The sequence below is a fragment of the Streptomyces sp. NPDC053069 genome (genome assembly GCF_044546895.1).
GTDB lineage: Bacteria > Actinomycetota > Actinomycetes > Streptomycetales > Streptomycetaceae > Streptomyces.
Genome location: NZ_JBITZN010000020.1, coordinates 61,181 through 83,326, shown reverse-complemented (window position 1 = coordinate 83,326; position 22,146 = coordinate 61,181). Strand labels below are relative to the sequence as shown.

Annotated in this window: 23 protein-coding genes and 5 pseudogenes; 15 read left to right on the top strand and 13 right to left on the bottom strand. The window is 68.6% G+C overall.

Features of this window, described 5'->3' with window-relative positions:
• Positions 1-11: 11 nt before the first annotated feature.
• The gene (sfnG, locus tag ACIGXP_RS35195) at positions 12-1,148 is read right to left on the bottom strand and encodes a dimethylsulfone monooxygenase SfnG (RefSeq protein WP_399775402.1); all 1,137 of its coding nucleotides are present in this window, start codon (positions 1,146-1,148) and stop codon (positions 12-14) included.
• A gap of 175 nt (positions 1,149-1,323) precedes the next feature.
• Positions 1,324-1,404 (bottom strand): putative leader peptide, encoded by an 81-nt coding sequence (locus ACIGXP_RS35190; protein WP_351611030.1) that lies wholly within the window; start codon positions 1,402-1,404, stop codon positions 1,324-1,326.
• A 137-nt stretch (positions 1,405-1,541) separates the two neighbouring features.
• On the opposite strand from ACIGXP_RS35190, the pseudogene ACIGXP_RS35185 reads away from it, so the two are divergent.
• Positions 1,542-2,438: pseudogene (locus ACIGXP_RS35185) on the top strand (LysR family transcriptional regulator); the annotation flags it as partial.
• Positions 2,415-2,975 (top strand): AAA family ATPase, encoded by a 561-nt coding sequence (locus tag ACIGXP_RS35180; RefSeq protein WP_399775560.1) that lies wholly within the window; start codon positions 2,415-2,417, stop codon positions 2,973-2,975. The pseudogene ACIGXP_RS35185 and the gene ACIGXP_RS35180, both read left to right, overlap by 24 nt.
• A 273-nt stretch (positions 2,976-3,248) precedes the next feature.
• Here ACIGXP_RS35180 and ACIGXP_RS35175 read toward each other — a convergent pair.
• Positions 3,249-3,760 (bottom strand): annotated as a pseudogene (locus tag ACIGXP_RS35175) (LLM class flavin-dependent oxidoreductase); the annotation flags it as partial.
• A 143-nt stretch (positions 3,761-3,903) separates the two neighbouring features.
• Here ACIGXP_RS35175 and ACIGXP_RS35170 point away from each other — a divergent pair.
• From ACIGXP_RS35170 to ACIGXP_RS35155, 4 genes and pseudogenes are all read left to right on the top strand, one after another.
• Entirely contained in the window at positions 3,904-4,269 is a 366-nt protein-coding gene (locus ACIGXP_RS35170; RefSeq protein ID WP_363220226.1) for a hypothetical protein, read from the top strand.
• A gap of 31 nt (positions 4,270-4,300) precedes the next feature.
• A pseudogene (locus ACIGXP_RS35165) lies at positions 4,301-4,453 on the top strand (IS5/IS1182 family transposase); the annotation flags it as partial.
• Between the two features lie 406 nt (positions 4,454-4,859).
• Complete coding sequence (locus tag ACIGXP_RS35160) at positions 4,860-5,102, top strand: DUF5133 domain-containing protein (protein WP_399775400.1); 243 nt, start codon at positions 4,860-4,862, stop codon at positions 5,100-5,102.
• A gap of 477 nt (positions 5,103-5,579) precedes the next feature.
• Positions 5,580-6,068, top strand: a complete 489-nt coding sequence (locus tag ACIGXP_RS35155; protein WP_399775398.1) for a MarR family winged helix-turn-helix transcriptional regulator — start codon at positions 5,580-5,582, stop codon at positions 6,066-6,068.
• A gap of 31 nt (positions 6,069-6,099) precedes the next feature.
• Here ACIGXP_RS35155 and ACIGXP_RS35150 read toward each other — a convergent pair whose 3' ends face one another.
• From ACIGXP_RS35150 to ACIGXP_RS35120, 7 genes are all read right to left on the bottom strand, one after another.
• The gene (locus ACIGXP_RS35150) at positions 6,100-7,317 is read right to left on the bottom strand and encodes a PP2C family protein-serine/threonine phosphatase (RefSeq protein ID WP_399775396.1); all 1,218 of its coding nucleotides are present in this window, start codon (positions 7,315-7,317) and stop codon (positions 6,100-6,102) included.
• Positions 7,295-9,139 carry a PP2C family protein-serine/threonine phosphatase gene (locus ACIGXP_RS35145; protein WP_399775394.1) on the bottom strand — a complete coding sequence of 615 codons (1,845 nt, stop codon included), beginning with the start codon at positions 9,137-9,139 and terminating at the stop codon, positions 7,295-7,297. The genes ACIGXP_RS35150 and ACIGXP_RS35145 overlap by 23 nt, the downstream gene beginning before the upstream one ends.
• Positions 9,136-10,191: a SpoIIE family protein phosphatase gene (locus tag ACIGXP_RS35140; RefSeq protein ID WP_399775392.1), complete on the bottom strand. Its 1,056-nt coding sequence runs from the start codon at positions 10,189-10,191 to the stop codon at positions 9,136-9,138. Before ACIGXP_RS35140 ends, ACIGXP_RS35145 begins: the two co-directional genes overlap by 4 nt.
• Positions 10,188-10,634, bottom strand: a complete 447-nt coding sequence (locus ACIGXP_RS35135; protein WP_399775390.1) for an ATP-binding protein — start codon at positions 10,632-10,634, stop codon at positions 10,188-10,190. The genes ACIGXP_RS35140 and ACIGXP_RS35135 overlap by 4 nt, the downstream gene beginning before the upstream one ends.
• Positions 10,634-11,047, bottom strand: coding sequence for an STAS domain-containing protein (locus ACIGXP_RS35130; protein WP_363220745.1), 414 nt, complete (start codon positions 11,045-11,047; stop codon positions 10,634-10,636). Before ACIGXP_RS35130 ends, ACIGXP_RS35135 begins: the two co-directional genes overlap by 1 nt.
• A complete protein-coding gene (locus tag ACIGXP_RS35125) occupies positions 11,044-11,928 on the bottom strand; it encodes an STAS domain-containing protein (protein ID WP_399775388.1) in 885 nt (294 codons plus the stop codon). Before ACIGXP_RS35125 ends, ACIGXP_RS35130 begins: the two co-directional genes overlap by 4 nt.
• 144 nt (positions 11,929-12,072) lie before the next feature.
• Positions 12,073-13,233 carry a PP2C family protein-serine/threonine phosphatase gene (locus ACIGXP_RS35120; protein ID WP_399775385.1) on the bottom strand — a complete coding sequence of 387 codons (1,161 nt, stop codon included), beginning with the start codon at positions 13,231-13,233 and terminating at the stop codon, positions 12,073-12,075.
• Between the two features lie 161 nt (positions 13,234-13,394).
• Here ACIGXP_RS35120 and ACIGXP_RS35115 point away from each other — a divergent pair, with 161 nt between their 5' ends.
• Complete coding sequence (locus ACIGXP_RS35115) at positions 13,395-13,880, top strand: MarR family transcriptional regulator (protein ID WP_363220748.1); 486 nt, start codon at positions 13,395-13,397, stop codon at positions 13,878-13,880.
• A 689-nt stretch (positions 13,881-14,569) separates the two neighbouring features.
• A pseudogene (locus tag ACIGXP_RS35110) lies at positions 14,570-15,186 on the top strand (SigB/SigF/SigG family RNA polymerase sigma factor); the annotation flags it as partial.
• A gap of 209 nt (positions 15,187-15,395) precedes the next feature.
• Here the strand turns inward: ACIGXP_RS35110 and ACIGXP_RS35105 are convergent.
• Entirely contained in the window at positions 15,396-15,842 is a 447-nt protein-coding gene (locus tag ACIGXP_RS35105; RefSeq protein ID WP_399775383.1) for an STAS domain-containing protein, read from the bottom strand.
• A gap of 150 nt (positions 15,843-15,992) precedes the next feature.
• Here ACIGXP_RS35105 and ACIGXP_RS35100 point away from each other — a divergent pair.
• A pseudogene (locus ACIGXP_RS35100) lies at positions 15,993-16,333 on the top strand (PRC-barrel domain-containing protein); the annotation flags it as partial.
• 125 nt (positions 16,334-16,458) lie between these two features.
• On the top strand, positions 16,459-16,812 hold the full coding sequence (locus ACIGXP_RS35095) for a hypothetical protein (protein WP_399775381.1): 354 nt from the start codon (positions 16,459-16,461) through the stop codon (positions 16,810-16,812).
• 43 nt (positions 16,813-16,855) lie between these two features.
• Here ACIGXP_RS35095 and ACIGXP_RS35090 read toward each other — a convergent pair whose 3' ends face one another.
• On the bottom strand, positions 16,856-17,269 hold the full coding sequence (locus ACIGXP_RS35090; protein ID WP_399775379.1) for an ATP-binding protein: 414 nt from the start codon (positions 17,267-17,269) through the stop codon (positions 16,856-16,858).
• A gap of 317 nt (positions 17,270-17,586) precedes the next feature.
• Here ACIGXP_RS35090 and ACIGXP_RS35085 point away from each other — a divergent pair, with 317 nt between their 5' ends.
• From ACIGXP_RS35085 to ACIGXP_RS35070, 4 genes are all read left to right on the top strand, one after another.
• Entirely contained in the window at positions 17,587-17,760 is a 174-nt protein-coding gene (locus ACIGXP_RS35085; protein WP_399775377.1) for a hypothetical protein, read from the top strand.
• A 385-nt stretch (positions 17,761-18,145) separates the two neighbouring features.
• Entirely contained in the window at positions 18,146-19,717 is a 1,572-nt protein-coding gene (locus ACIGXP_RS35080; RefSeq protein WP_399775375.1) for a bifunctional phosphatase PAP2/diacylglycerol kinase family protein, read from the top strand.
• A 165-nt stretch (positions 19,718-19,882) separates the two neighbouring features.
• Positions 19,883-20,293, top strand: coding sequence for a hypothetical protein (locus tag ACIGXP_RS35075; protein ID WP_399775373.1), 411 nt, complete (start codon positions 19,883-19,885; stop codon positions 20,291-20,293).
• 60 nt (positions 20,294-20,353) lie between these two features.
• Positions 20,354-20,743 (top strand): transposase, encoded by a 390-nt coding sequence (locus tag ACIGXP_RS35070; protein WP_399775372.1) that lies wholly within the window; start codon positions 20,354-20,356, stop codon positions 20,741-20,743.
• 64 nt (positions 20,744-20,807) lie between these two features.
• Here ACIGXP_RS35070 and ACIGXP_RS35065 read toward each other — a convergent pair whose 3' ends face one another.
• Positions 20,808-21,542 (bottom strand): hypothetical protein, encoded by a 735-nt coding sequence (locus ACIGXP_RS35065; protein WP_399775370.1) that lies wholly within the window; start codon positions 21,540-21,542, stop codon positions 20,808-20,810.
• A gap of 58 nt (positions 21,543-21,600) precedes the next feature.
• On the opposite strand from ACIGXP_RS35065, the gene ACIGXP_RS35060 reads away from it, so the two are divergent.
• On the top strand, positions 21,601-22,140 hold the full coding sequence (locus tag ACIGXP_RS35060; protein WP_399775368.1) for a hypothetical protein: 540 nt from the start codon (positions 21,601-21,603) through the stop codon (positions 22,138-22,140).
• Positions 22,141-22,146 lie beyond the last annotated feature (6 nt).

Here is a 22,146-nt window from a genome sequence, read left to right as displayed (position 1 = left end):
GCGGGCCGCGGTCAGGCGTGGGCGGCGGCGGGCTCGGACGCGGCTTCCTGTGCCTCCAGTTCGCGCACCAGGGGCAGCACCCGCTTGCCGAAGTACTCCACCTCCTCCAGGTAGTGCAGGAAGCCGAGGAGGAAGAGGTCGACGCCGAGACGCTTGTAGGCGACGATCCGTTCGGCGATCTGCTCGGGGGTGCCGATCAGGCCGGTGCGGAAGCCGTCGTTGTACTGGACGAGGTCCTCGAACGTGGAGTCCTGCCACATGCCCTTGCCGTCGCCGGTGGACGGACCGGCCTGCTGGACGGCGTCGCGGAAGCCGTGCACGGCCTGCGTGTCGGCCTTGGCGACGATCTCGCGGAGCGTCTCGCGGGCTTCGGCTTCGGTGTCGCGGGCGATGAGGAAGCCGTTGAGGCCGAACTTCGGTGCCGTGCGGCCCGCTTGGACGGCGGAGGAGCGGACGTCCTGGATCTGCTCGGTGACGCCGTCGAAGTCCTTGCCGTTGGAGAAGTACCAGTCGGAGACGCGGCCGGCCATGGCGCGCGCGGCGGTGGAGTTGCCGCCCTGGAAGATCTCCGGGTGTGGACGCTCGGGGGTGTTCAGCGGCTTGGGCTTGAGGGAGAAGTCACGCAACCGGTAGAAGTCACCGGCGAGCTCGGCGTGGTCCTCGGTCCAGATCTTCCGCAGGGCGCGAATGAACTCCTCGGAGCGCCGGTAGCGCTCGTCGTGCTCCAGCCAGGGCTCGCCCAGCGCGGTGAACTCGCCCTTGAACCAGCCGCTGACGACATTGACGGCGAAGCGGCCGTTCGACAGGTGGTCGGCGGTGGCGCCGAGTTTGGCGAGGACGCCCGGGTGCCACAGGCCGGGGTGGACGGCGGCGATGACCTTCAGTCGCTGGGTGGCGAGCAGCAGGGCGAGGCTGAAGCTGGTGGACTCGTGCTGGTACTCGGCGCCGTAGCTGGCCATGTAGCGGACCTGGCTGAGCGCGTAGTCGAAGCCGTTGTTCTCGGCGAGGACGGCGAGTTCGCGGTTGTACTCGTACCCCCAGTCGGTGCGCTGCTCGACGGTGCTGGTGACCAGACCGCCACTGACGTTCGGCACCCAGTAGGCGAAGCGGACGGGATCGGATCCGGGGAACGCGGAGGATGCGGGCATGGGAACTCCTGGCAGGGGAATGCTGCGCGGGCAGGACGAATGAGCTCCGCGGAATTCAGGCACGCTGGAGCGGCGTTTCCGGGAAAGCCGTCGTCACGACGTAAACGAGCCGGGACCGGAATTCACGGAAGGAAGTCACAGAGGGAGCGGGTGGGAGGGTTTCCCTCGGGCGCGCTCAGACCCGACAGCGACAGAAGGCGCTGGAAACACGCGCAAGGTCGACATGGAGTCGCCGCGTGAGGTCCTGTCGCTTCATGCCATCGATCGAACCAGGAGGGAGTCCGGCCGGTCAAGAATTCCCGGAAGTGATTCCACATGGTGAGAGTCGGTATTCACGAGGTTGTGACAGGGATTCCCTTGAACCCGGCCCCGGGAGGGCGCAGTCTCCTGTTCGTGCGTATCGAACAGCTCGAATACATCGCTGCCGTCACACGGCTCGGTTCGCTGCGGCGCGCCGCCGAGGAACTGCACCTGTCCCAGCCGGCGCTCAGCGAGACCGTACGCAATCTGGAGCGCGAGCTCGGCGTGGACCTGCTGGAGCGCAAACGGTCCGGGGCGAAGATCAGCGACGAGGGACGCGAGCTGCTGCCGCACATCATGAGCGTGCTCGACGCGGTCGACCGGCTGCGCGGCGCGGCCGGCGACCAGCACCGCATCAGCCGCATGGTCCGGCTCGGCACGGTGAACACGGCTACCGTGCCGCTGGTCATCCCGACCGTGCGCGAGTTCCGGGCCTCACACCCGGTCACCCAGGTGGAGTTGGTCGGCGCGCAGCAGGCCGACATCCACCGCGGCCTGTTGGAGGGCGCCTTCGACCTGGGACTGGTGAACTACCTCCGGGGCGACGACATTCCGCCCGGCTTCGAGACGACGGAGTTGCTCCGCGGCCGGCCGGTGGTGTGCGTGCGTCCGGACAGTCCGCTGGCGGCCCTGGAGGCGGTGGACGCGGACAGTCTCCTGGCCGAGCCGCTGGTCGTGATGCGGTCCGGCTATGTGATGCACCGTTTCGTGCACCGGCTGCTCCGCGGCCGGACTCCGTCCTTCTCGTACTCCACCGACGGCGCGGAGATGGGCAAACTGATGGTGGCCGAGGGGCTGGGGGCCACGGTGCTGCCGGACTTCAGCGTCGTCGGCGACCCGCTGGAGCGACGCGGCGCGATCACTGTGCGGCCGCTCGCGGGGGATGCGACCGACGTACTGCTGGTACTGCAGCGCCGCCATTCCGGCTCCCTTCCGCGGGCGGTCCGCGACCTGCACGAGCTCTTCGTGCGCAACGCCCAGGCGTACGGCACTTCTTCGCGACGGTTGACGGGGGGTGACCCTGTGCTCATCGTCATGGGCGGACTGCCCGGCACCGGCAAGACCACGCTCGCCCGTCTCCTGGCGGCCCGGATCGGTGCGGTCCATCTGCGGGTCGACACCATCGAGCAGGCGATCGTCCGTTCCGGGGTGGCCGGACGCCCGGTTGGTCCCGTGGGCTACACCGTCGGATATGCCCTGGCCGAGGAACATCTGCGGCAGGGGCTGACCGTGATCACGGAATCGGTCAATCCGCTGATTGTGACGCGTGACGCCTGGCGGGACACGGCCGTCAGGGCGGGCGTGCGTGTCGTCGAGGTGGAAGTGGTGTGCTCGGATCCGGCGGAGCACCGGCGCCGCGTGACCTCGCGCTCGGCCGACGTTTCAGATCTGCCGCTGCCGGACTGGCAGCAGGTCGTCGACCGGGAGTACGAGCCGTGGGACCGCGAGCGCGTCATCGTCGACACCGCGGGACAGAGCCCGCAACAGTCACTGGCTCTGCTCTTCCGGGGCCTGGCATCGGGCTGACCGGTACCGTGCGGCTGTGCAAGCGCCCGACTCGGCCAAGTCGTCGCGTACGTCCAGCGGTTCAAGCACCTTGATGCCGGGACCCGAGGTCCAAGAGGCGGCGTCGGGCCACGGGCGGAGAGCTGCGGCGAAGGACGAACACGAGGTCGTCTCAGCATGGTTGCATTCACGTGGTCGTCTTCACGCAAAAAGATCTTCCGCTGTCGGCGCGGTGACGAGGCGGGCCGCGCCGAAGCGTTCGCGTGCAGCCGGTCGGTGGGGTACTCCCGAACGTCAGCTCGACTGGAAGGAGTGACCCCGTCGGCGCCATTCCTCCGCGAGCAGTTCGTACGAACGGACCCAGTCCGTGTGGTCGTGGGTGATCGTCGTTATGAGCAACTCGTCCGCGCCCGTGGACTCCTGGAGTTGTTCCAACTGGTCGGCCACCCGGCCCGGTGATCCGACGAACTGGGTGTCGAGGCGGTCCTGGACGAGGGCCCGGTCCTCGTCGGTCCATGGATGGGCGCGCGCCTCCTCCGGCGTCGGGTCTCGATGGCGCCCTCGGCGGTGCGGATGCTGCGGACCCACGGTCCGTAGCCGGTGGCGAGTGCGCGGGCGGTGGCGTCGTCCTCGGCGACGACGGCGTCCGCCGAGACCCTGATGTAGGGCTTGTCGAGGAACTCGGAAGGCTGGAAGAAGGACCGGTAACCTTCCACCGCCTCCAGGACCGTGACCGGGCTGACGTGGTAGTTCGCCGCGAACCGCAGACCGTTGTGGCCCGCGACAGCGGCGCTCTGACCACCGCCACGTGGCGCGAGCTTGTCACAGACGTGACGGCACTCCCCCGGTGCCCTCCCCTCCGAGCCACCGCGCACCTCGCAGCCACCCATCACAGAAGTTGAGCCAGAGCCCGTTCTGGTGAACAGACGGCGGCTGCGACACTCTGCACGTGATTTATCCCGCGACAGACCAGCTGTCCTCCGCCGAACGCGCCTTCATGATCAACGCCACCGAGATCGACATCCTCCCCGGTGTCTGGGGTGACCTCGACGAGCCGCTGGTCTCAGGGCCCGCCTCGGCTCTCGTCCCGATCCTCCTTCCCCTCGTCGACAGAGGATGGATCGAAGTGTGCCGGCTCGTGCCCTGGACAGCGCCGGATGGCACTCCCGGACAGCAGCCCGGTCCCCCCATCCCGAAGCAGGACCTTCCCGCTGTCCTGGCGGACACCGAGAACTGGGAGTACCCGCGATCCGGCACATGGCTGGGGTGCCTCACACTGACCCTCACCGAAGCGGGACAGAGGATCCCCCGCTGACACGCAGTCTCAACGGCACCCCTCCGTTCTCTGGAAGATCCTCCGCGACTGCCGCCTCGAAGACGAAGCCGTTCACCGCAACGTGCTCGGCATCGCCCTCCTGCACAACCTCACCCTTGCCGGACGAGGCGCAGCGCCGCCGGCCAACCGGCATGCCGTAGATCATTTACGGGACAGCTCTTAGGCGACCATTTGCGGGGGCCAGCCACTGTGGAGGTCGCCGGACCGGCTCCACCCGCAAGGAACCCGCTCGACAGTATCCGGCACCCCTGCCCGTCCACTCCGGATGTGCATGGCCCTTCGTTGACCGGGCACAGCTGACCGGACCCCAGGCGGCCGCTTGCCCCCGGGCAGACCGTGCCTACGAGGAGGAGGCGCGCCGCGCTTTGGTGCGCGGCGTGAACCAGGACGGGATCAGATGATGCTGACGGGAGTGGCCTGAGGTTCCTTCTCGGCGGTGGGCACCATGCCTTGGCATAAGAGCGGGGTCGCGGCGGCCGGCCCGCCCACTTCCCGCGCCGCGCTGGTCTCCCGGGTGCAGGGGCCGCCGACAGCTGGGAGCGTAGGGGTGGAGGGGATGGTCCGAACAGGTGACGACGGAGGCGTTCACCATGGTGATGGCGCATCCTTCGCTTCTGCGGGAACTGCTCGAGCGGTGCGAGAGGCTCAAGCGACGCGTGTCCCTCGATGGTGACCCGCAGGCCGCGCGCGAACTTGAGGACGCAGAGTACACACTGTGCGTGCTCACAGGGACACGCCAACTGGACACCGCCTTGTACGTGGCGCGTCAGCACCTGGCCGACGCCCTGGCACGACAGCAGCCGCGGCACTGACCGGCACGCTGGGTCCGTCCGACAGGAGCGGCTCGTGAGACCGGGGACCGGACTCGCCCGGGTCGGTGCCGCACCGCTCCAAGCCGGTCGCAGCCCGAGGCCGCGCCATGTGATCCTTACGTCCTCGCACGCCACCGTCCCGAACCGAAGTCTCCGTCTGAAGTCGGTTTGCCCACTTCTCTCAGAGCACGCGAGGCCATGTGCAGCGGTGTGAGCCCGCAGATCAGAGGCCGTCCATCCGACGCACATGACAGTACGGGGACCCAGGTCATCCTGGCATGGACCTGCCGTTGAGCACCTCGCCGGCCTCGTTGAGACTGGTACGGGCATTGCGCCCGATCTCACCCCCCCGCGACCGGTAGCGTCCAGGCGATGTTCAGTCGCCCCAGGAGCTGCTTGCACCCCTTGTCTTCGGGTACAGCGATTGAATGAGGATTGTCTCGGCAGCATGCAGAACTCACTGAAAGCGATGTGTTCGTGACCCGTCTCGACGACTCCGGCGGCGACCGTGTGGAGGGACCGGACGATGGCCCGGACGCCGTCGCGTCGGAGATCGCCGATGCCGTGGAGAGTCTCACGAACCTGTGGTCGCTTGCCGCGCAGGAGGCGGCCCTGCGCCTGTCCCCGCACCAGCTTCGGGCGCTTCTGACTCTTCAGGCGGCGCCGGGGCTGAATCTCACCGGGTTGGCCGAGCGGTTGGACATAGGGCTTCCCACGGCCAGCCGTCTCTGTGACCGGCTGGAGGCGGCGGGGATGCTGGAGCGCGCGCTGCATCCGGAGAAGCGCCGTGAGGTCCGGCTGAGTCTCACCGCGCAGGGACGCCGTGTGCTGGACGATGTGGCGGCGCGACGGGCCCAGGCTCTGACAGTTGCGTTGGCGGTCATGGATCCGGCGGAGCGGTCGGCGCTGAGTCGCGGGATGAAGGCCTTTCTCGCCGCTCAGAAAGGACCGCTGCCTCCTTCGTGAGAGCCGCCGGACCCACGGTGAGAGGAGTCCGTCAGGTGCCTTCGGGGGTGAGCCGCGCAGTGTCGATGGGCCTGCCCGCCCAGTCGAGGCAGACGACCACTGCGTCGGAGGTGAGGTCCTTGCTGCCGAAGTGCTCGATCAGGCCGGCGACGACCGCGCGCGCCGTCTCGTGCGGCGGGGTCTGGCGGGTCGCGCTCAGGATCTGGCGCAGGGCTCGTTCCCCGAAGAGGTCTCCGGTCGCCGAGCGGGTGCCGTGCACACCGGTGCTGATGGCGACCAGGCGGTCCCCGGGCTCCACCTGGAAGGTCTGCTCCTCGTACGGGGTCTCCTCGAACATGCCCAGCGGGAGCTGCGCTTCCAGTTCGATCAGATCGATACCGGTGGCGCGCAGGCGGTAGAGCTGGGGAGAGCCGGCGTCCACCGCGCGCACGGTGCCGGTGTCCAGGTCGAAGCGGAGCAGCAGCGTCGAGGCATACACCTTGCCTCCGTATTGGGCGTAGACGGCCTGGTCCGCCAGGGCGGCCTGGTCGGCGAGCCCAATACCGGCACGGCGGGCGTTACGCATGGCGCTGACAGCGAGGTTGGTGAGCAGGGAGGCGTCGATGCCCTGGCCCATGCCGTCGGTGACAGTGAGGGTGAGGTGGTCGGCGCTGGTGGACCAGTCGAAGTTGTCGCCACCGACGGCATAGGCCGGCTCCAGGTGAGCGCCGATGGTGTACTCCCGGCGGGCGCAGCCGCGCCCCGGCAGGAGCTGCCACTGCATCTCGGCGGCGAGGGTGAGACGGCGGGTTCGGCGGGCCTGCAGGTACAGGTCGGTGTCCCGGCCTGCTGTGGCAACCTCATGGCCCAGGGCTGTGGCGAACTCGCCGAGCCTGAGCACGGTGGCAGGATCCGCGGAGGCAGCGGGTACGCGGAGGGACAGGATGCCGAGCCGGTCACCGCGGACGGTGATGGGCAGGTAAACCCGTTCCATGGTCGTGTCAGCGATGACCTCGACCACCGGCGTCTGAGTGGTGAACGCAGTGCCGGCCGGACCGTCGTGCGCGGAGACCGGGTCGCCGGTGTGCGGCAGGTGCGTGACGGGCTGCAGAACTGTCAGGCCGTAGTCGGCCAACAGCAGGGTGACGTCCTGAGCGCCGAAACCCGCGGCCAGAAGAGACCCGGCGGTGGCGACCAGCGCGTGGGGCGGAACCGCCCGCAGCCGGCTCTCCGCGGACGAGAACGGTTCAGAGGCATTCACGGCGTCCACCCTCTCCCCTTGTGACCTCCACGCTATCGCGGTGAAGGCCCGTTAGGGCGCGATCGCTTGGGATCACGGTCAGCCGCTCCGGGGATTCGGCTCCGGCCGCCTCCGGCGTCACCGGCTGGGTCGTGCGGCACAGCAGGAGGCAGACGTCGTCGTCGCGTTCGGAGTCGTGCACCAGCGGTTTGAGCAGCGACTCGGCGCACGCGTCCAGGTCTTCTTCCAGCTCGGGCTCGTCCAGGGCGGCCAGTGTCCGGCTGAGCAGCTCGATTCCCGGGTCGATTCCGTGGGCGCGTCGCTCCACCAGGCCGTCGGTGTACAGCACGAGCGTCGAGCCGGCCAGCAGTTCGGCCGTGTGGTCCTCGTACTCGAAGGGCAGGGGCACTCCCAGCATCACGCCGGGTTTGGTGTCCAGGACGCGCACGCTGCCGTCGGGCGCGCGGACCACGGCCGGCGGATGCCCGGCCGCGGCCCACACGACCTGGGGATCGCCTGGCTGGAAGCGGGCGATCATGGCGGTCGCGTACAGGTTCGGCTGCTGGTGGCGGAGCATGCGGTGCAGGCGGGTGAGGATCTGGGCGGGGCCGTCGTTGTCGATGGCATGGGCGCGCAGAGCGGTGCGGAGCTGGCCCATGATGACGGCGGCGCGCAGACCGTGCCCGGTGACGTCTCCTATGACCGTCAGCAGGCTGCCGTCGGGCTGGAAGAAGGCGTCGTACCAGTCGCCGCCGATGTTGAGGCCACGGGTGGCGGGCAGGTACCGGGCGGCCAGGTGCAGGCCGTCGATGGCGGGCAGGTCTGTGAGCTGGGCGCGTTGCAATGCCTCGGCGGTGTCCCGGTGCTGTTCGTAGCGCAGGGCGTGGTCGAGGGCGATGGCGGTGCGGCGGGCGAGTTCGAGCAGCATGACGCGGGTGTCCGCGTCGAAGCGGTCACCGGCGGCGGTGAGGGTCAGCACGCCCAGGGTCCGTCGCACGGTGAGCGGGATGCTCAGTACTGGCCCTGTGGGCTCCGTCCTGGAGAGCGGGAGATCGTTGATCCAGGCGAGTCCGCATCGGTCCGCTCCGGCGTGTTGGGGACGGTCGGCGCGGGCGGCGGCGACCGCGGCACCTGGGTGGGCGCCGTTCCTGTCTGCCGGTTCGTCGTCGAAGAGCCAGACATCGACCCGGCTCGCGTACTCGGGGACGAGCAGTTCGGGTAGGCGGCGCAGGATGTCCTCGTGGTCGAGGGACGCGGTCACGGTCGCGCTGGCGTCGGCGAGGAAGGTCAGCAGGCGCCGTGCCTTCTCCGCCTCGCCGCGCGCGGCTCGTTCGGCGTCGAGGAGTTTCTGCTGGGTGAGCGCGGCGGCGTCCAGTTCGGCGTGCAGGGCCAGCACGCCCTGGTTGGTCTGATGCAGCTCCTCACGGTGGACACGGAGCAGCCTCTCCGTCTCATCCAGCCGGCTCAGGACCGCTGCGGTCTCCTCATCCGCCGCGAGGACGGCCTCGACCGGGTCGTCATCCACGTCCGCGAAGGGAGACAGGTTGCCTGTCACAGGGCCGGGGCAGGTGAGAGCGAGCCGCCATGGCGGCATCGGGTCTCGCGTCGGCGGCCTGGGCCGTACGACGGCCTGGACCTGCCCGCCGCCATCCGGGCCGACCCGCCGAACACTGAGGGTGACTTCTGCACCACCGTGGCCAAGGCACTGGCGAAGCCGCGCCGTGAGTTCGGTGAGGAAACGGGCCCGCTCGACCTCGGGCGCGCCCAGAACGGCCGTGAGGCGCGCCGCGAAGGTCCGGGCGCGGGCGGCTTCCGTCGCGGTGGTGATCTTCCGAGCATCCACCGGGATCATGGGCGCCGGTCAGCGAGTTCGGAGGTCAAAACGGCCACACTGGTGTCGTCGCGTACGGGGCTGGCAGGGCTGTTGGCGTCCCGCAGGATGGTGGCAGCCACCACCGCCGGGTCATGGGTGAGGAGATCGGGATCGTCGGGCGGCGCCCACCTGCTGGGCAGTCCGTCGCTGTGAAGGACGAGCAGGCTGCCCCGCTGCCAGGACCGGCGCTGTACGGGTACCGTCGCCGGGAACTGGGCGCCGACGATGCCGGGGTGGGACACAAGGTGCTCCCATGAACCTGAGGTGTACAGCCGGGCGCCGATGTTCCCGACCCCGGCGAAGGTCAGCTCCGAACTGTCCGTGTCCAGCTGGGCCACGGCTACGGCCGCCCCGCGGGTGGGGCGGAGGGCAGAGTGCATCTGGCGCAGGATCTCGGCAGGCTGCAGGTGCGCGGCGCGGCGCAGTCCGTCGACGGCCGCGCTGGACGCGTGCGCGGCCTTGGCTCCGTGACCGAGGCCGTCGGCGAGCATCAGGGTCAGGCGAGCCTGTGAGCGGATGCAGCTCCAGGCGTCTCCGGAGTCCTCGGCCTGGCCGAGCGGTACGTTGATCCCACCTGCGGTCGGACCTTGTCTCCCCTTTGCAGACCGGGTGGTGCCGGGCTCCTGGTCGATATGCGCCACCGCGACGGTGCCCCGGTGGGTGCTGTGCAGGTCGAACGCGCTGGATATACGCAGGCAGGTGCCCAGACCGGCACCAAGCGACGCATCGCTGGTGGTGTAGCCGTCACGAATGGCCGCGTTGACATCGTGGATGCCGGGGCCGTGGTCGAGGGCGGTGAGCTGCACGGCCGCAGTGCGGGTCTCCTCCCGCAGACGATCGACGACGCCGATCACCATGCGACCGCCGCCTGCGTGTTTGAGCAGGTTGGTCGCCAGCTCGGTGGCGACCAGAGCGGCGACCGCGGTGCGATGTGGGTCGAGGCCGGCGAGGAGGCTGGCCGCCTCGGCCGCTACCCGGACATCCCGTACGCGGGTGGAGTCGTGAACCGGGATGTCCCAGACGCGGCTCATGACAACCCCACGCGAGCTGTGGGCACGCCGGTCGCCCAGGCGATGACGGTGACGGTGGTGCCCCGGCCGGGTTCGGTGTCGATCTCGAACTCGTTCACGAGGCGTTTGGCGCCGCTCAACCCGAGGCCCAAACCGCCGCCCGTGGTGTATCCGTCGGTCATGGCGAGTTCGACATCGCGGATGCCTGGTCCGGTGTCGACGAAGGACAGGCGCAGTCCACGGGTCACGCCCTGGGACAGCGGACTGATCTCCACATGCCCGCCACCGCCGTGGACCAGCGTGTTGCGGGCCAGTTCGCTGGCCGCGGTGACCAGTTTCGTCTGCTGCACCAGGCCGAAGCCGAGTTCCGCGGCGGACTGGCGCACCTGCTGCCGGACCCATGCGAGATCCGCGTCCGAGCCGATCGGCAGGACTGTACCCGTGGCGGGGTCGGATGCCGGCATCACGTGCCCCTCTCGCGTTCGTCCGAAGCGCTCGACGCAGACGGCTGCGCGAGCAGTTCCAGTGCACGTTCGACATCGAGGGCGGTGGCAAGACCGGGCAGGGTGAGGCCCAGCTCGACCAGCGTGATCGCCACAGCCGGTCGCATGCCTGCCAGGACGGTGCGGGCCGCCAGCAGACTGGCGCTTGCGGCGATCTCGGCAAGTACGCGTCCCAGGAAAGAGTCGACGATCTCCACTCCGGAGATGTCGATGACCACACCGTTTGCCTTGCTGTCGGCGATACGGCGGGCGATGTCGTGCTGAAGCTGCTCGGCCAGGCTGTCGTGCAGCTCCCCCTGGAGGCTGACCAGCAGGGTCTGCCCCAGTGCCAGGACCGGTACCGCGGTGGCGCGGTCCGGGAAGCGACCGGTCACGTCAGGCTCGCCCTCGGGGACACTTCGATGCCCTGCTGACCAAGGGCGTAGGCAAGCGCGTCGGCGAGCGAGGCGCGGGTGAGGACGGAGCCCAGATCGATGCCGAGCTGAACGATGGTCTGCGCGATGGCCGGACGGATGCCGGAGACGATGCACTCGGCGCCCATCAGGCGGGCGGCGGCGACCGTCTTCATCAGGTGTTGGGCGACGAGCGAGTCGACCGTGGGGACACCGGTGATGTCCAGGATGGCGTAGCGGGCGCGCTGGTTGACGATGCCTTCCAGCAGGGACTCCATCACCACCTGGCTGCGGGCGCTGTCCAGGGTGCCGATCAGCGGTACGGCGACGATGCCCTCCCACAGGTTGATCACCGGGGTGGCGACTTCGAGCAGTTGCTGCCGCTGCCGCGCGATCAGCTCCTCGCCCGCACTGAGCGCCGTCCGCATCACCACCAGGCGCAGGGTGCCCATCAGAGCGGTCAACGCCAGGAGGCTCTCCGCTGCCTCGGAGGCGGAGGAGTCCGTGAATTCGGCCCGCAGCAGCTCGGCGACCGGGGCGCGCAGGGCGGCGACTTCGTCCGCGATCTGGGCAGGGCTCGATCCGGTGCGGGTCCGGGAGCCGGACATACGCCCGAGCTGCTCACGCACGTTGTCGAAGCCGGGTGCCTCGATGTCCTCGAGCCGCCCGGCCGCCGCCACGTGGGACAGCGCGTCCACGACGGCCTTGCACGCCTCCACGGCTTCGTCGCGCGAGACGGTGAAGACCGTGCCGAAGAGCGGGACATCGGCCCAGCGCTGAGCGATCTGCTCCCGGCGGCGCTCCAGGAAGGCCCCCAACTGGCGCGCTGTCGACTCGACCGCCTCTTGCTCCGACACCTGCATCGTCCCCTCTGTACAGGCTCAGCGGCCGTAGGTCGGCCACACTTACCAAGAGGCGATTATTGCCTCATGGCAAACGTAGCGCTGGGCGCGTGATGCAAACAACACGGGATCGACACATACCGAGGAGGGACGTTCGCGACCTGATCAGCGGCCGTGCCAGTCGAGGCAGACCACGAGGGCGTCGTCATCGGGAACGGGCCGGCCGCGATGTCCGGTCAGCTCGCGAAGGATGGCGCGCGGGACCTCGGCGGCGGGGAGCAGCCGGGTGGCCTGGATCGCCCGGGCCAACGCGACGTCGCCGTACGCCTCGCCCTTGGGGCCGGCGACCGCGTACACACCATCGCTCACGAAGACGAGCCGGTCGCCGGGCTCCACCCGGAACTCCTGAGCCACGTAGTCGGTCTCTTCGAACATGCCCAACGGGAGTTGTGCCTCGAAGGTGACCGGTTCGACCGCGCCACCCCGTAGCCGCAGCATCTGCGGGGAGCCTGCGTCCACGACCTTGGCATGACCTGTTGCGAGGTCGAAGTCGAACATCAACACCGACAGATAGCAGCGGCCGCTGTAGTGGGCGTAGACCGCCTGGTCGGCCAATGCCGCTTGATCGTCGAGGGCGATCCCAGCACGCCGGGCGTTGCGCAGGGCGTTGATCGCCAGGTTCGTCAGCAGGGAGGCCTCTATGCCCTCCCCCATGCCGTTGGTGACGTACAGCATCAGGTGGTCGGCCGTGGCGGACCAGTCGAAGTTGTCACCGAAGATCGCGTACGCCGGCTCCAGCTGCGCGCCCAACTCGTACTCGGGTCGGGAACACGAACGTCCGGGCAGGAGCTGCCACTGCATCTCAGCGGCCAGCGTGAGCCGGTCCTTGCGCCGCGCCTGCAGATAGATGTCGGTGTCCCTCTCGGCCACGACCACCTCGTGGCCGAGCACCTCGGCGATGTCCATGAGCTCGCCCAGCAGGTCGTGCACCCGGCCGTCGTCCGGCAGAGTCACGGACAGGACGCCCAGCCGGTCCCCACGCACACTGACCGGCAGATACACACGCGCGTAACGGCCTGCGTCGGCCTCAACGACCGGCTCCTGAGCACCGAAAGCCCGGCCCACAACGCTGCTGTGCACGGACACCGGCTCCATGGTGTGCGGCAGCACCGACACCGGCTGAAGCACAGTCAGGCCGTAATCGGCCATGAACAGCTCCACGGACTCCGCGGCGTACTGCTCAATCAGCGCACGACGGACGGCGTCGAGCAACTCGTGGGGTGCCGCCGTACGCAGGGCGCGCTCGGCGGTCACAAATCTGTTCACGATGGTAAATACACCAATCTTTCAGCGGACACTTAAACCGACCTCGCCTACGTGACGAGGTCGTACGATTCAGCCGCGCCAAGCTGTCCGGGCCGTCCAAACCATCTCTGGCCGCTGTAGGCACCTAGTAGGCTGGCGGCCGTCCCAGTGCCTGCGAGAGTGTGACAGTGGCTGCTTTCCGCCCCCGCCCGGAACCCGTCGAGGTCGCCCGTGTGACCGCGACGGCAGGAGAGTTGCTGGAAGTCCTGTGGGGGCGGGCGTCCACCGCTCCGGCGTCCGCGTCCCAGATGCGGGTACTGCTCACGCTGGAGCACCAGGACGGTATCAACCTGCGCACGCTCAGTGACGCACTCGCCTCAACGCCCCCGTCCACCAGCCGGCTGTGCGACCGCCTGGTCGCAGCCGGGCTCGTCGAGCGCCTGGTCAGCGCCGCCAACCGGCGCGAAGTGCGGTTGCACCTCAGCAATCGGGGCCGCGCCTTCCTGGACGACCTGCGCGCACGCAGGGAGCAGGAACTGCAGACGGTGCTGGCCCTCATGCCCGTCGGCAAGCGAACGGCGCTGCTGGAAGGACTCGAGGCGTTCTGCCGCGCGGCGGCACTGCAGATACACGACAACGTCCAGCAGCAGGACGACCAGACCGCCTGACGACGCGGCCACTCCACCGGGCTCCCCGACACTGCGGGGCGTCGGTGGCCAGCGCACGGAGCAGCCTCCGCCCACCGGAACATTCCACACCCTTCCCCGTGCAGCACGACACGGCTACTTTCTTGCCCTAGGGTCATTATTGTCAAATGACAACAGACACTCTTGGGCGCTTCCTTGCTTCGGATACCCCGGGACCGCCTCCGTTTGGCCTCGAAAGTTCGTAGGCCCTGGTCGGCAGGTGCCGGAGCTTCCCTGCCGCCAGTTCCGGGCATAGCGGCCGGCCTGAAGACACAGGCCGTGGGTATGCGGACAAAGGCACTGTTCGAGCCCCAGGGATGAAGCGATCGTGTCCGCGGACAGTCCCGCCCACCGCTGAACACGCACGCGAGATCACGTGGACCTTCCTGTCCGTGGTGGAACCCAAGGATTCAGCAGAGTGGAGGCGCATCGACGCAGGCGCCAGGTGCTGGTCGGCCGGACGTCCCACAGTCAGTGATCGTTGCTCCGTTCCGGGTTACTGCGGGTGTGCCCTCCGCTATCGGGGGCAAGCGCCGAGCAAGGCGGCCGGCCGGCAGGAGAGCGTGCCGGGCCGGGGACGATCGGGGAGGGCTTGTGACGGCGGCAGGCGTCAGTGCGACCACGGAAACCGACATGGAGCTGCCCCGGATCAGCGAACCACAGGCGCCAACGGCCAGTCGATGGAGGACATCGTCCAGGTCGGCACCATCGGCCTGATCAAGGCCATCGACCGCTTCGAGATCTCGCGCGAGATCCAGTTCACCAGCTTCGCGGTGCCGTACATCGTCGGAGAGATCAAGCGGTTCTTCCGTGACACCACCTGGGCGGTACATGTGCCGCGCCGCCTTCAGGAAGCCCGCGCCGAGCTCTCCAAGGCCACCGAGGAACTCGCCAGCCGACTGGGCCGCTCCCCCAAGGTCTCCGAACTCGCGGCCTTGATGAACCTCTCCGAGGAAGAGGTCGTCGAGGCCCAGATCGCCGCGAACGGCTACACGTCGGCATCCCTCGACGCTCCACTCAGCTCCTCGGACGAGGACAAAGAGGCGGCGCTGTCCGAAGTCATCGGCATCGAGGATCCGGCCCTGGAACTCGTGGAAGACTTCCGCGCTCTCGCTCCCCTTCTCGCTGATCTCAGCGAGCGGGAGCGCTTGATCATGCATCTGCGGTTCGTCGAGAGCGGACGGGGGCCGAGATCGGTAAGCAACTCGATATCTCCCAGATGCACGTCTCCCGCCTGCTCTCCCGGCTTCTGACCCGCCTGCGCAGCGGCATGCTCTCCATCACCTGACGATGCGCCTGTCCTGAGCCGATAACAGGTGGCCGGCGATGTAGCTCCCGACACCGGTTCCACTCCCGATGAGCAGCCGGTGGCGCCCGTCTGTGGTGGCTGCCTCCGCGGGCGCCACCGGCATGGCGGAACACGTCCCGCGGCTCCGACGAGCCGCCGTGCCCAGGACAGCCCCTGCCAGGACTTAACTCAGCTCCGCGCCTCGGCCTTCAGGACAGGGCAGGCGCCTCTCCATGGTTCTCGCCAGGAGGCGCGTCGTGTTCGGTATGGAGGCCTGGGAGTTCGACCTGACACTGCTCTTGGGTGAAGGCATGCTCGGCGAGGGCGTGGCTCGTGGTGGGCACCACGGTGAGCAGCTCGTGCAGGCTGGTGATCTCGATGACGTGGAGCACGGGCGCGGTGACGGCGGCCAGCGTGAGACTCCCGTTTGCTTCCCGGGTTCTGTGCCACAGCCGTACCAGGGCGTTCAACCCGGCGGAGTCGCAGAAGCCGACCCCCGACAGCTCCAGGACCAGGTGACATCGCCCGTCCCGCATGAGGGTGGCCGTGTACGCGTCCAGCCCGGCTGAGCTGAAGCAGTCCAGGTCTCCCGTGACACGGACGAGTGCGAGAGACCCGCAGGCGCAGGGAGTGGCGAGAAGCGGATCGTTGTTCACACGCGCTCCTGATGTGCGGGTCGGCAGGCTGTGGACCAGGGGTGCCCGGGTCTCCAAGCTCCTGATGCCCCGACTCTTCCGGTGCATGTGAATGCCCTCTCCGTGGTTCGAGCGCACGATGGAGGGGAGCTCAGCCGCAGGAGGCCGGTGATGTTCGAGGCGGATGACATTCGGGAATGGCGCGGGCACGATGTGGTGGATCCCGGCGGTCACAAGATCGGCACGCTGGAGTCGGTGTACGTGGACACGGCGAACGACAACGCCGTGTTCGCCACGGTCACCGTGGGACTGTCTACCCGGCGCCGTCTCGTATTCGTCCCGCTCGGCGGCGCCACCGTGGGCCCGGGCCATCTGAGAGTCACCAGCCCTAAGAGTCCGGTCAAGAAGGCACCTTCGATCGAACCGACGGTTTACTGCCCGCTGGCGACGAGCCCGCACTCTTCGCTCGGAGTCGCCGCGCATGGCCTGTTCTACCTTCTGGTCATCGGCGTCCTCGTCCGTCGCCGACCTCGTCTATGGGGCGACGCGGCTCCGCCGCCGAGGCCCACGGTCCCCGCGGGTCCGCTGAACCCTTGCTCACCCAGTTGATACGTTCACGAAGTGAAACGGATGGAAAATGAACACCAGGGAAGACAGGGACGGCGGCGAGGCCGAGTCGGTGGGCGTGCGGCAGCGCTCAGAGGTCTCGTCCGCCCTCGCCGCCCTGACGGATGGCCAGGGAGCACAATCGCCCCAGTTCCGTGCCGGGGAAGCGGTGGCCTACGAGTGGGCACTGGGGAGGGCCGACAGTTCCCCGGTCACCGGTCGGGGTGTACCAGGTCCACCTGATCTCGCGCTGCTGACCGCCGAGTTGGACGCGGTCACGGTCCAGTTGGAGGACACCGGGAACCTGCCCGGAAACACCGACTATCTGCGCGGGCTGCACGCCGGGCTGACCTGGGTGTGTGGATACGGGACCGAACCGCGCTGACCGGGAAAAAGCCGCGTGTTCCCATACGGGGACGCGGTGCGAGTCATCTGGGAACCAGGGCGCAGATGGCCTTGCCGTTGGGAACCAGCACCACGGTGACCTTTCTGGCCAGACGACGGATCATGGGCCAGCCGAATCCTCCCAGGCGTCCGCTGAAGTCCGGTTTCCGAGGGCGAGGCGGTTCGGGATCCGAGTCGAGGACGGTCACCTCGACGGCGTCCGGCCGTGCGTCGAGACTCAGCACGCAGGTCGTACCGCGGGCGTGCCGCACCGCGTTCGTCACGAGTTCCGTGACGACGAGGTCCACGTCCTGGGCGGATCGGTCGTCGACCGGTGGAGCGAGTTGGTGCACGAACCGCCGGGAGACCTGGCGTGCCTTCGCGGCAGCGTCCGGGCGGTTGCGGAGTACCAGGCGCCGGGGTGCGCTGGTGGCTTGTCTCCTACCGGGGACGATCACTGTTCCTCCCTGCAGCAGCATCGGATTGCTCGTCGTTCTCCGGCTTCCCGCGGCAGGGTGATAGATGTTCGTCCGATGAGTGGAAAGCGATTCAAACGCCACCGCCCAGCGCATTCTGCGGTGTTGAGATGTACACGGGTAACTCCAGGTGGCCCGCCCGGTCCTTCCACGCCGCCGTGGCGACACGCCGTCGAACGAACGCACACGCCTTACGGGACCATACGTTCGCGTGCTGGACACCATGTCCGGGACCCGGTTCCCGTGTACTCCTTCGGGTAGGAACACCCTCACTTCCTGCAGCGAGGAGGGAGGGCGCAATGTCCCCCGAAACCGCGCCCGCAGACGCCGTCGAGGCGGCTGAACAGCGCTCCGACCACAACGTGACCGGCATGGCCAAGGCACTCGGCACCAGCCCGCGGCCGGTCACTGGTGTCCGCCAAGTACACCGGACGGCGGTCGAACCAGTGGACTGCAAGGTTCAGCAGGCCTGAACCAATCACGGATACCAATATCCCAGGCCATGCAACGCCACGGCCCCATGTCGGAGACGAACGTATCCAGCCCATCTCGTACGGGCATTGGGCTCCCCGCCCTTGGGGGCCGACCGAACACAGCGGGCTCCGGAAGAGTGATCCGAGGTCTGGTCTTCTGCACCAGGGGTACGTGGCCAATAGGCCGTGCTGGTTCGGAAAAGCAGCCAGGGGGCCAGTGCGCCGGGTCCGTGGGACGATCCGGCTGCGCGCCGCCGGGGGCGGGCGTGGCCCGCCCCGGGCGCGGCGACCAAACCAGAGGCCGGAAGGCGTAGTCGGCAGAGGCCGAGTAACCCCAACAGCAGCCGGAACGGGTGCGAGACGTTCGGTGGGGTAAAGGGGGTCCATGAGTGATCGAGCCCGGCACCCCATCCGGAACCTGCTACGCGCCGCCGACCAATCGCTGTTCCAGAGCGTGGCGGCGCGCGAGGGGCCCGCAGCCGAAACGGTGCTGCCGAGCCTGAGCCGGAGCGCCAACCACGGTCTGCTGTGGGGCGGCGTCGCCCTCGGTATGTGGGCCCTCGCAGGGGCGCGCGGCCGTCGGGCCGCTGTCCGCGGGGTGACATCACTGGCGCTGGCCTCGGTCACGGTGAACACCATCGGCAAACGCTCCGTCGGCCGGGCCAGGCCGGCACTGGACGCCGTGCCGGTCGTCCGGCCCCTGCCCCGCCGGCCCTTCACCAGTTCCTTCCCTTCCGGGCATGCCGCCTCGGCCGCCGCGTTCGTGTCGGGGGTTGCCCAGGAGTCACCGCGCTGGGGCGCAGCCTTGGCTCCGCTGGCCGCATCGGTAGCCTTCTCCCGCGTCTACACCGGAGTCCACTATCCAGGTGATGTCCTGGCTGGTGCGGCCCTCGGAGTGGGTGCCGCCTATGCGGTGCGCGGCATGGTGCCATCCCGCTCGCAGATGCCGCCGCCGGCCCGGCCGCGAGCGGACGTGCCCGCACTCCCCGAAGGAGAGGGACTGGTCGTCGTCGTCAACCCGTCTTCCGGGAGCCAACCTCAACTTGCCGACCCCATCAAGCAGTTGAGAACAATGCTGCCGCAGGCCCAAGTCGTGCTCTACGACGAGGAGGCCGGCCCACTGCCCAAGGTACTGGCGAAGGCGGCCCGGGAAGCTGCAAACCGGGGCGGCGCACTGGGAGTGTGCGGCGGCGACGGCACCGTCAACGCAGCCGCGACCGCCGCACTCACGGCCGACGTGCCCCTCATGGTGCTCCCCGGCGGCACGTTCAACCACTTCGCCGCCGATCTGGGAGTCGACACAGTAGCCGACGCCTGCACCGCGGTGATGCAAGGCAGTGCCGTCCGTACCGACGTCGGCCGGATCCGACCCCTGCGCACAACGGATGGCGGCACCGAGCCGGCCTACTTCCTCAACACCTTCAGCATTGGCGTCTACCCGGAGCTGGTACGGCTGCGCGAACGATGGGCTCCAAGGATCGGCGGACCACCCGCCACCCTCCTCGGGGTCGCCCGGATCCTCCGCCAGTCCGCTCCCATGCAGGTCGAGGTGAACGGACACCGCCGGTCGCTGTGGCTGCTCTTCGCGGGAAACGGCCTGTACCGCAGTGTCGGCATCGCACCGGTCCGGCGCCACGACCTGGCCGACGGCATGCTCGACGTGCGGGTCGCCCACGCCGGCCGCTTCGCCCGCACTCGCCTGCTGGCGGCAGCGTGCGTCGGCCGACTGGCGAGGACACCGTTCTACGCAGCCGCAACGCCGAAGCGCCTGCTGATCTCCGGCCTCCCCGAGGAGGCCTGCATGGCCTACGACGGCGAGGTGACCGACGCTCCTTCTGCCCTCCTCCTCGACAAGCTCGCCGAGGCCCTGACCGTGTACCGCCCGACATCAGACGACATCCCCGGCAGCTCGCTCACTGCGCCCATGGACACCGGCCGGCTACGCGAGACAAGCTGACCGCCGCCACCGCCCAGGCAACTCTGGCGGCCAAGGCCTCGGAAACGGCGAGAGCCCCTGTCCGGCCGGCGGACCGCACCCTGACGAAGTGCGGGGCAAGACGCGCAGCAGGACCTCGCCGGCCGTGAGTTGTAGGAGGAAAGACGGTGCCGCGAGTACGAGCTGATGGACACGGCCGACGAGGTAGAGCGGCTGGGCCGGATCGCCAGGAACCTGCCACGCTTCCCGATCGCCCGTCGGCTGTGCCACCAGCTCCTGGAGCACAGAGACGGTCTCGTGGTCGACGACATGGCGGAGTGGTGGCTCGATGACATCGCCGCAGTCGTCGACAACCGCACGACCGACCTGGAGAAGGCCAACCTGACCGATCTGCTGGAGAGCTTCGTACGAGAGATCCACAAGTTGGCCCGGGAACGCAATCAGCCCGCAACGGCGACGGACGAGGCCCGACAGGCCCTCACCGCGGCAACCGACTTCGTCCACCACCCACTGCCGGCGATCCCACGGCAGAACATCAGCCCAGCGTCATCTCCCGGCGCGGTACGCTCTCGCGGCCCACGGTCGGTGACGGCGTGAACGCACGCCGGTGGTGCGGGTGCAGGGCCGCTCCTGGCGCCGCTGGTCGATCGCGGCACCATGTGCTGCTACAAACCGGGCGAGACGTCCCGGCTGATCTACCGGCCGCGCCGCCACCGCGAGCACAAGGGCAGGGGACGCGACACCTTCACCTCGAGCGACTACCGCGACCTGGTCGTCCGCGCCCACATCCAGCTCCAGGCTCCCATCGTGCTGATCTGGGACAATCTCAACACCCACCGAGCCGCGGGAATGCGCGAGTACGCGGCTGTACACGAGTGGCTCACCATCATCCAACTGCCCTCGTACGCGCCAGACCTGACCCGGTCGAGGGCGTCTGGTCGCTGCTACGGCGTGGGCCGCTGGCCATTACCGCCTTCACCGACGATGAACACCTCGAACGCACTCTCCGCCGGGGCCTGCGCCACATCCAACTCCGCCCCGACCTGATCGACGGCTGCCTCACCGGCACCGGACTCACACTCACCAACCAGCCGACACCAACCCCAAGAGCTCAGAAGTCGTCCTTGTGAACCGCGTCGGTTGAGACGTCAGCTGGAGCGCTGATCAGCTGCTGGAGGTGGTGAATGAAGTCCGGGTCGTCGAGACGGGAGTCGGTGACACGGTCGCGCACATCGGTGAGGAGCCATTCCACCAGCTCCGCGGTGGCGTGGTACTCGCTGTAGAACCCCAGGCTCAGGTCGGTGATCTCGTACTCGAACAGCACGTCGACCATCAGGTCCGCCAAGTGCGCGTCGGCGGCCGGGGTCCGGGTGGCGGTCCATATGTCCAGCCAGGGGCGCAGGCTGTCGGTGGCGACAGTGATGAGGCCGAGGATGTCCCTGATGGACACCGGGCTGGGGTGGGTGTGCAATGTGGCCTGCCACCATGCGGTCCAGACGTTGCGCAGAGCGTCGGCCAGGGGCGCGTCCCAGGTGCTCCAGCCCGCCTCGACCAGGCGGGAGGCGATCAGCTCCTCGGAGACGTGGAACTGACCGGCGACAAGGGGTCGGATGATGCGCGGGACAAGACGGCGGTAGAGACGCGGGAAGTCGTCCCAGTGGCTGGGTACCTCTCCAGCGGCCGCGGACACCATGTCGTCGGGTATGAGGTGCAGCGGCCTGGAGAGTTCAGCGAGTCCCTCCTCGCCGTAGCAGTACGTGCAACCTCCGATGGGGAACGGCTCTTCAGAGGCGAAGGCGCGGTCCAGTGCATCGAGGGCTGTCATGAGTTGCTGATGGTGTGACATGGCGACCCGCCGGGGGACTCCGTCCGGGTGACCGGCGAAGATCGCAGGCTATCAGGCTGTGCCGGAGCTGATGCTGCGGACTGAACCGTCACTACCCAACTACAACTCGAAATTCTCAGTGCAGGGCAGGAAGCAGCAGTGGCCGCTTGATGAGCATTGGCTGGGGACGGCACTGCTCAGGTCATCGAGATGCAGTCGGTTACCGAGGACGCCAGGTGCGGATCTCGAGGTGGAGGACCTGGGCGTCGGCGTGGATGCGTCCGGTTTCCACGAGCCATTGGTGGACGGCTGCCGTGACGTCTCCGCTGGCGGCGTCGACCCGGCGGGCGAATTCAGTGGCGTCGAAGCCCCCGGTCTGGGCGGAGCCGCAGGAGCGTTCTTCGCTGTGGTCGGCGCGTTGGATGACGTCGCGGCGGATGCCGGGAGAGTCGGTGCGGCTGCCGGAGGGGTGCAGGTAACCAGTTTTTGCCAGGCGGACAGTGAAGGCCAGGCGCAAGCCGCGGCGGGCGGGCACAAGGCCGCCCGCTGTAAGCGCTGGTCACGCGGCGGGCGGCTTGCGGGCTTCGACGACGACACGGAAATGGGAGTCGCGGGCTGAAAGGCC

Coding starts and splice junctions, on each gene's coding strand:
- sfnG (WP_399775402.1), bottom strand. CDS start 1,148: ATGCCCGCATCCTCCGCGTTCCCCGGATCCGATCCCGTCCGCTTCGCC.
- ACIGXP_RS35190 (WP_351611030.1), bottom strand. CDS start 1,404: ATGAAGCGACAGGACCTCACGCGGCGACTCCATGTCGACCTTGCGCGT.
- ACIGXP_RS35145 (WP_399775394.1), bottom strand. CDS start 9,139: ATGATCCCGGTGGATGCTCGGAAGATCACCACCGCGACGGAAGCCGCC.
- ACIGXP_RS35140 (WP_399775392.1), bottom strand. CDS start 10,191: ATGAGCCGCGTCTGGGACATCCCGGTTCACGACTCCACCCGCGTACGG.
- ACIGXP_RS35135 (WP_399775390.1), bottom strand. CDS start 10,634: ATGCCGGCATCCGACCCCGCCACGGGTACAGTCCTGCCGATCGGCTCG.
- ACIGXP_RS35125 (WP_399775388.1), bottom strand. CDS start 11,928: ATGCAGGTGTCGGAGCAAGAGGCGGTCGAGTCGACAGCGCGCCAGTTG.
- ACIGXP_RS35095 (WP_399775381.1), top strand. CDS start 16,459: ATGAACACCAGGGAAGACAGGGACGGCGGCGAGGCCGAGTCGGTGGGC.
- ACIGXP_RS35085 (WP_399775377.1), top strand. CDS start 17,587: ATGTCCCCCGAAACCGCGCCCGCAGACGCCGTCGAGGCGGCTGAACAG.
- ACIGXP_RS35080 (WP_399775375.1), top strand. CDS start 18,146: ATGAGTGATCGAGCCCGGCACCCCATCCGGAACCTGCTACGCGCCGCC.
- ACIGXP_RS35075 (WP_399775373.1), top strand. CDS start 19,883: ATGGACACGGCCGACGAGGTAGAGCGGCTGGGCCGGATCGCCAGGAAC.
- ACIGXP_RS35070 (WP_399775372.1), top strand. CDS start 20,354: ATGTGCTGCTACAAACCGGGCGAGACGTCCCGGCTGATCTACCGGCCG.
- ACIGXP_RS35065 (WP_399775370.1), bottom strand. CDS start 21,542: ATGTCACACCATCAGCAACTCATGACAGCCCTCGATGCACTGGACCGC.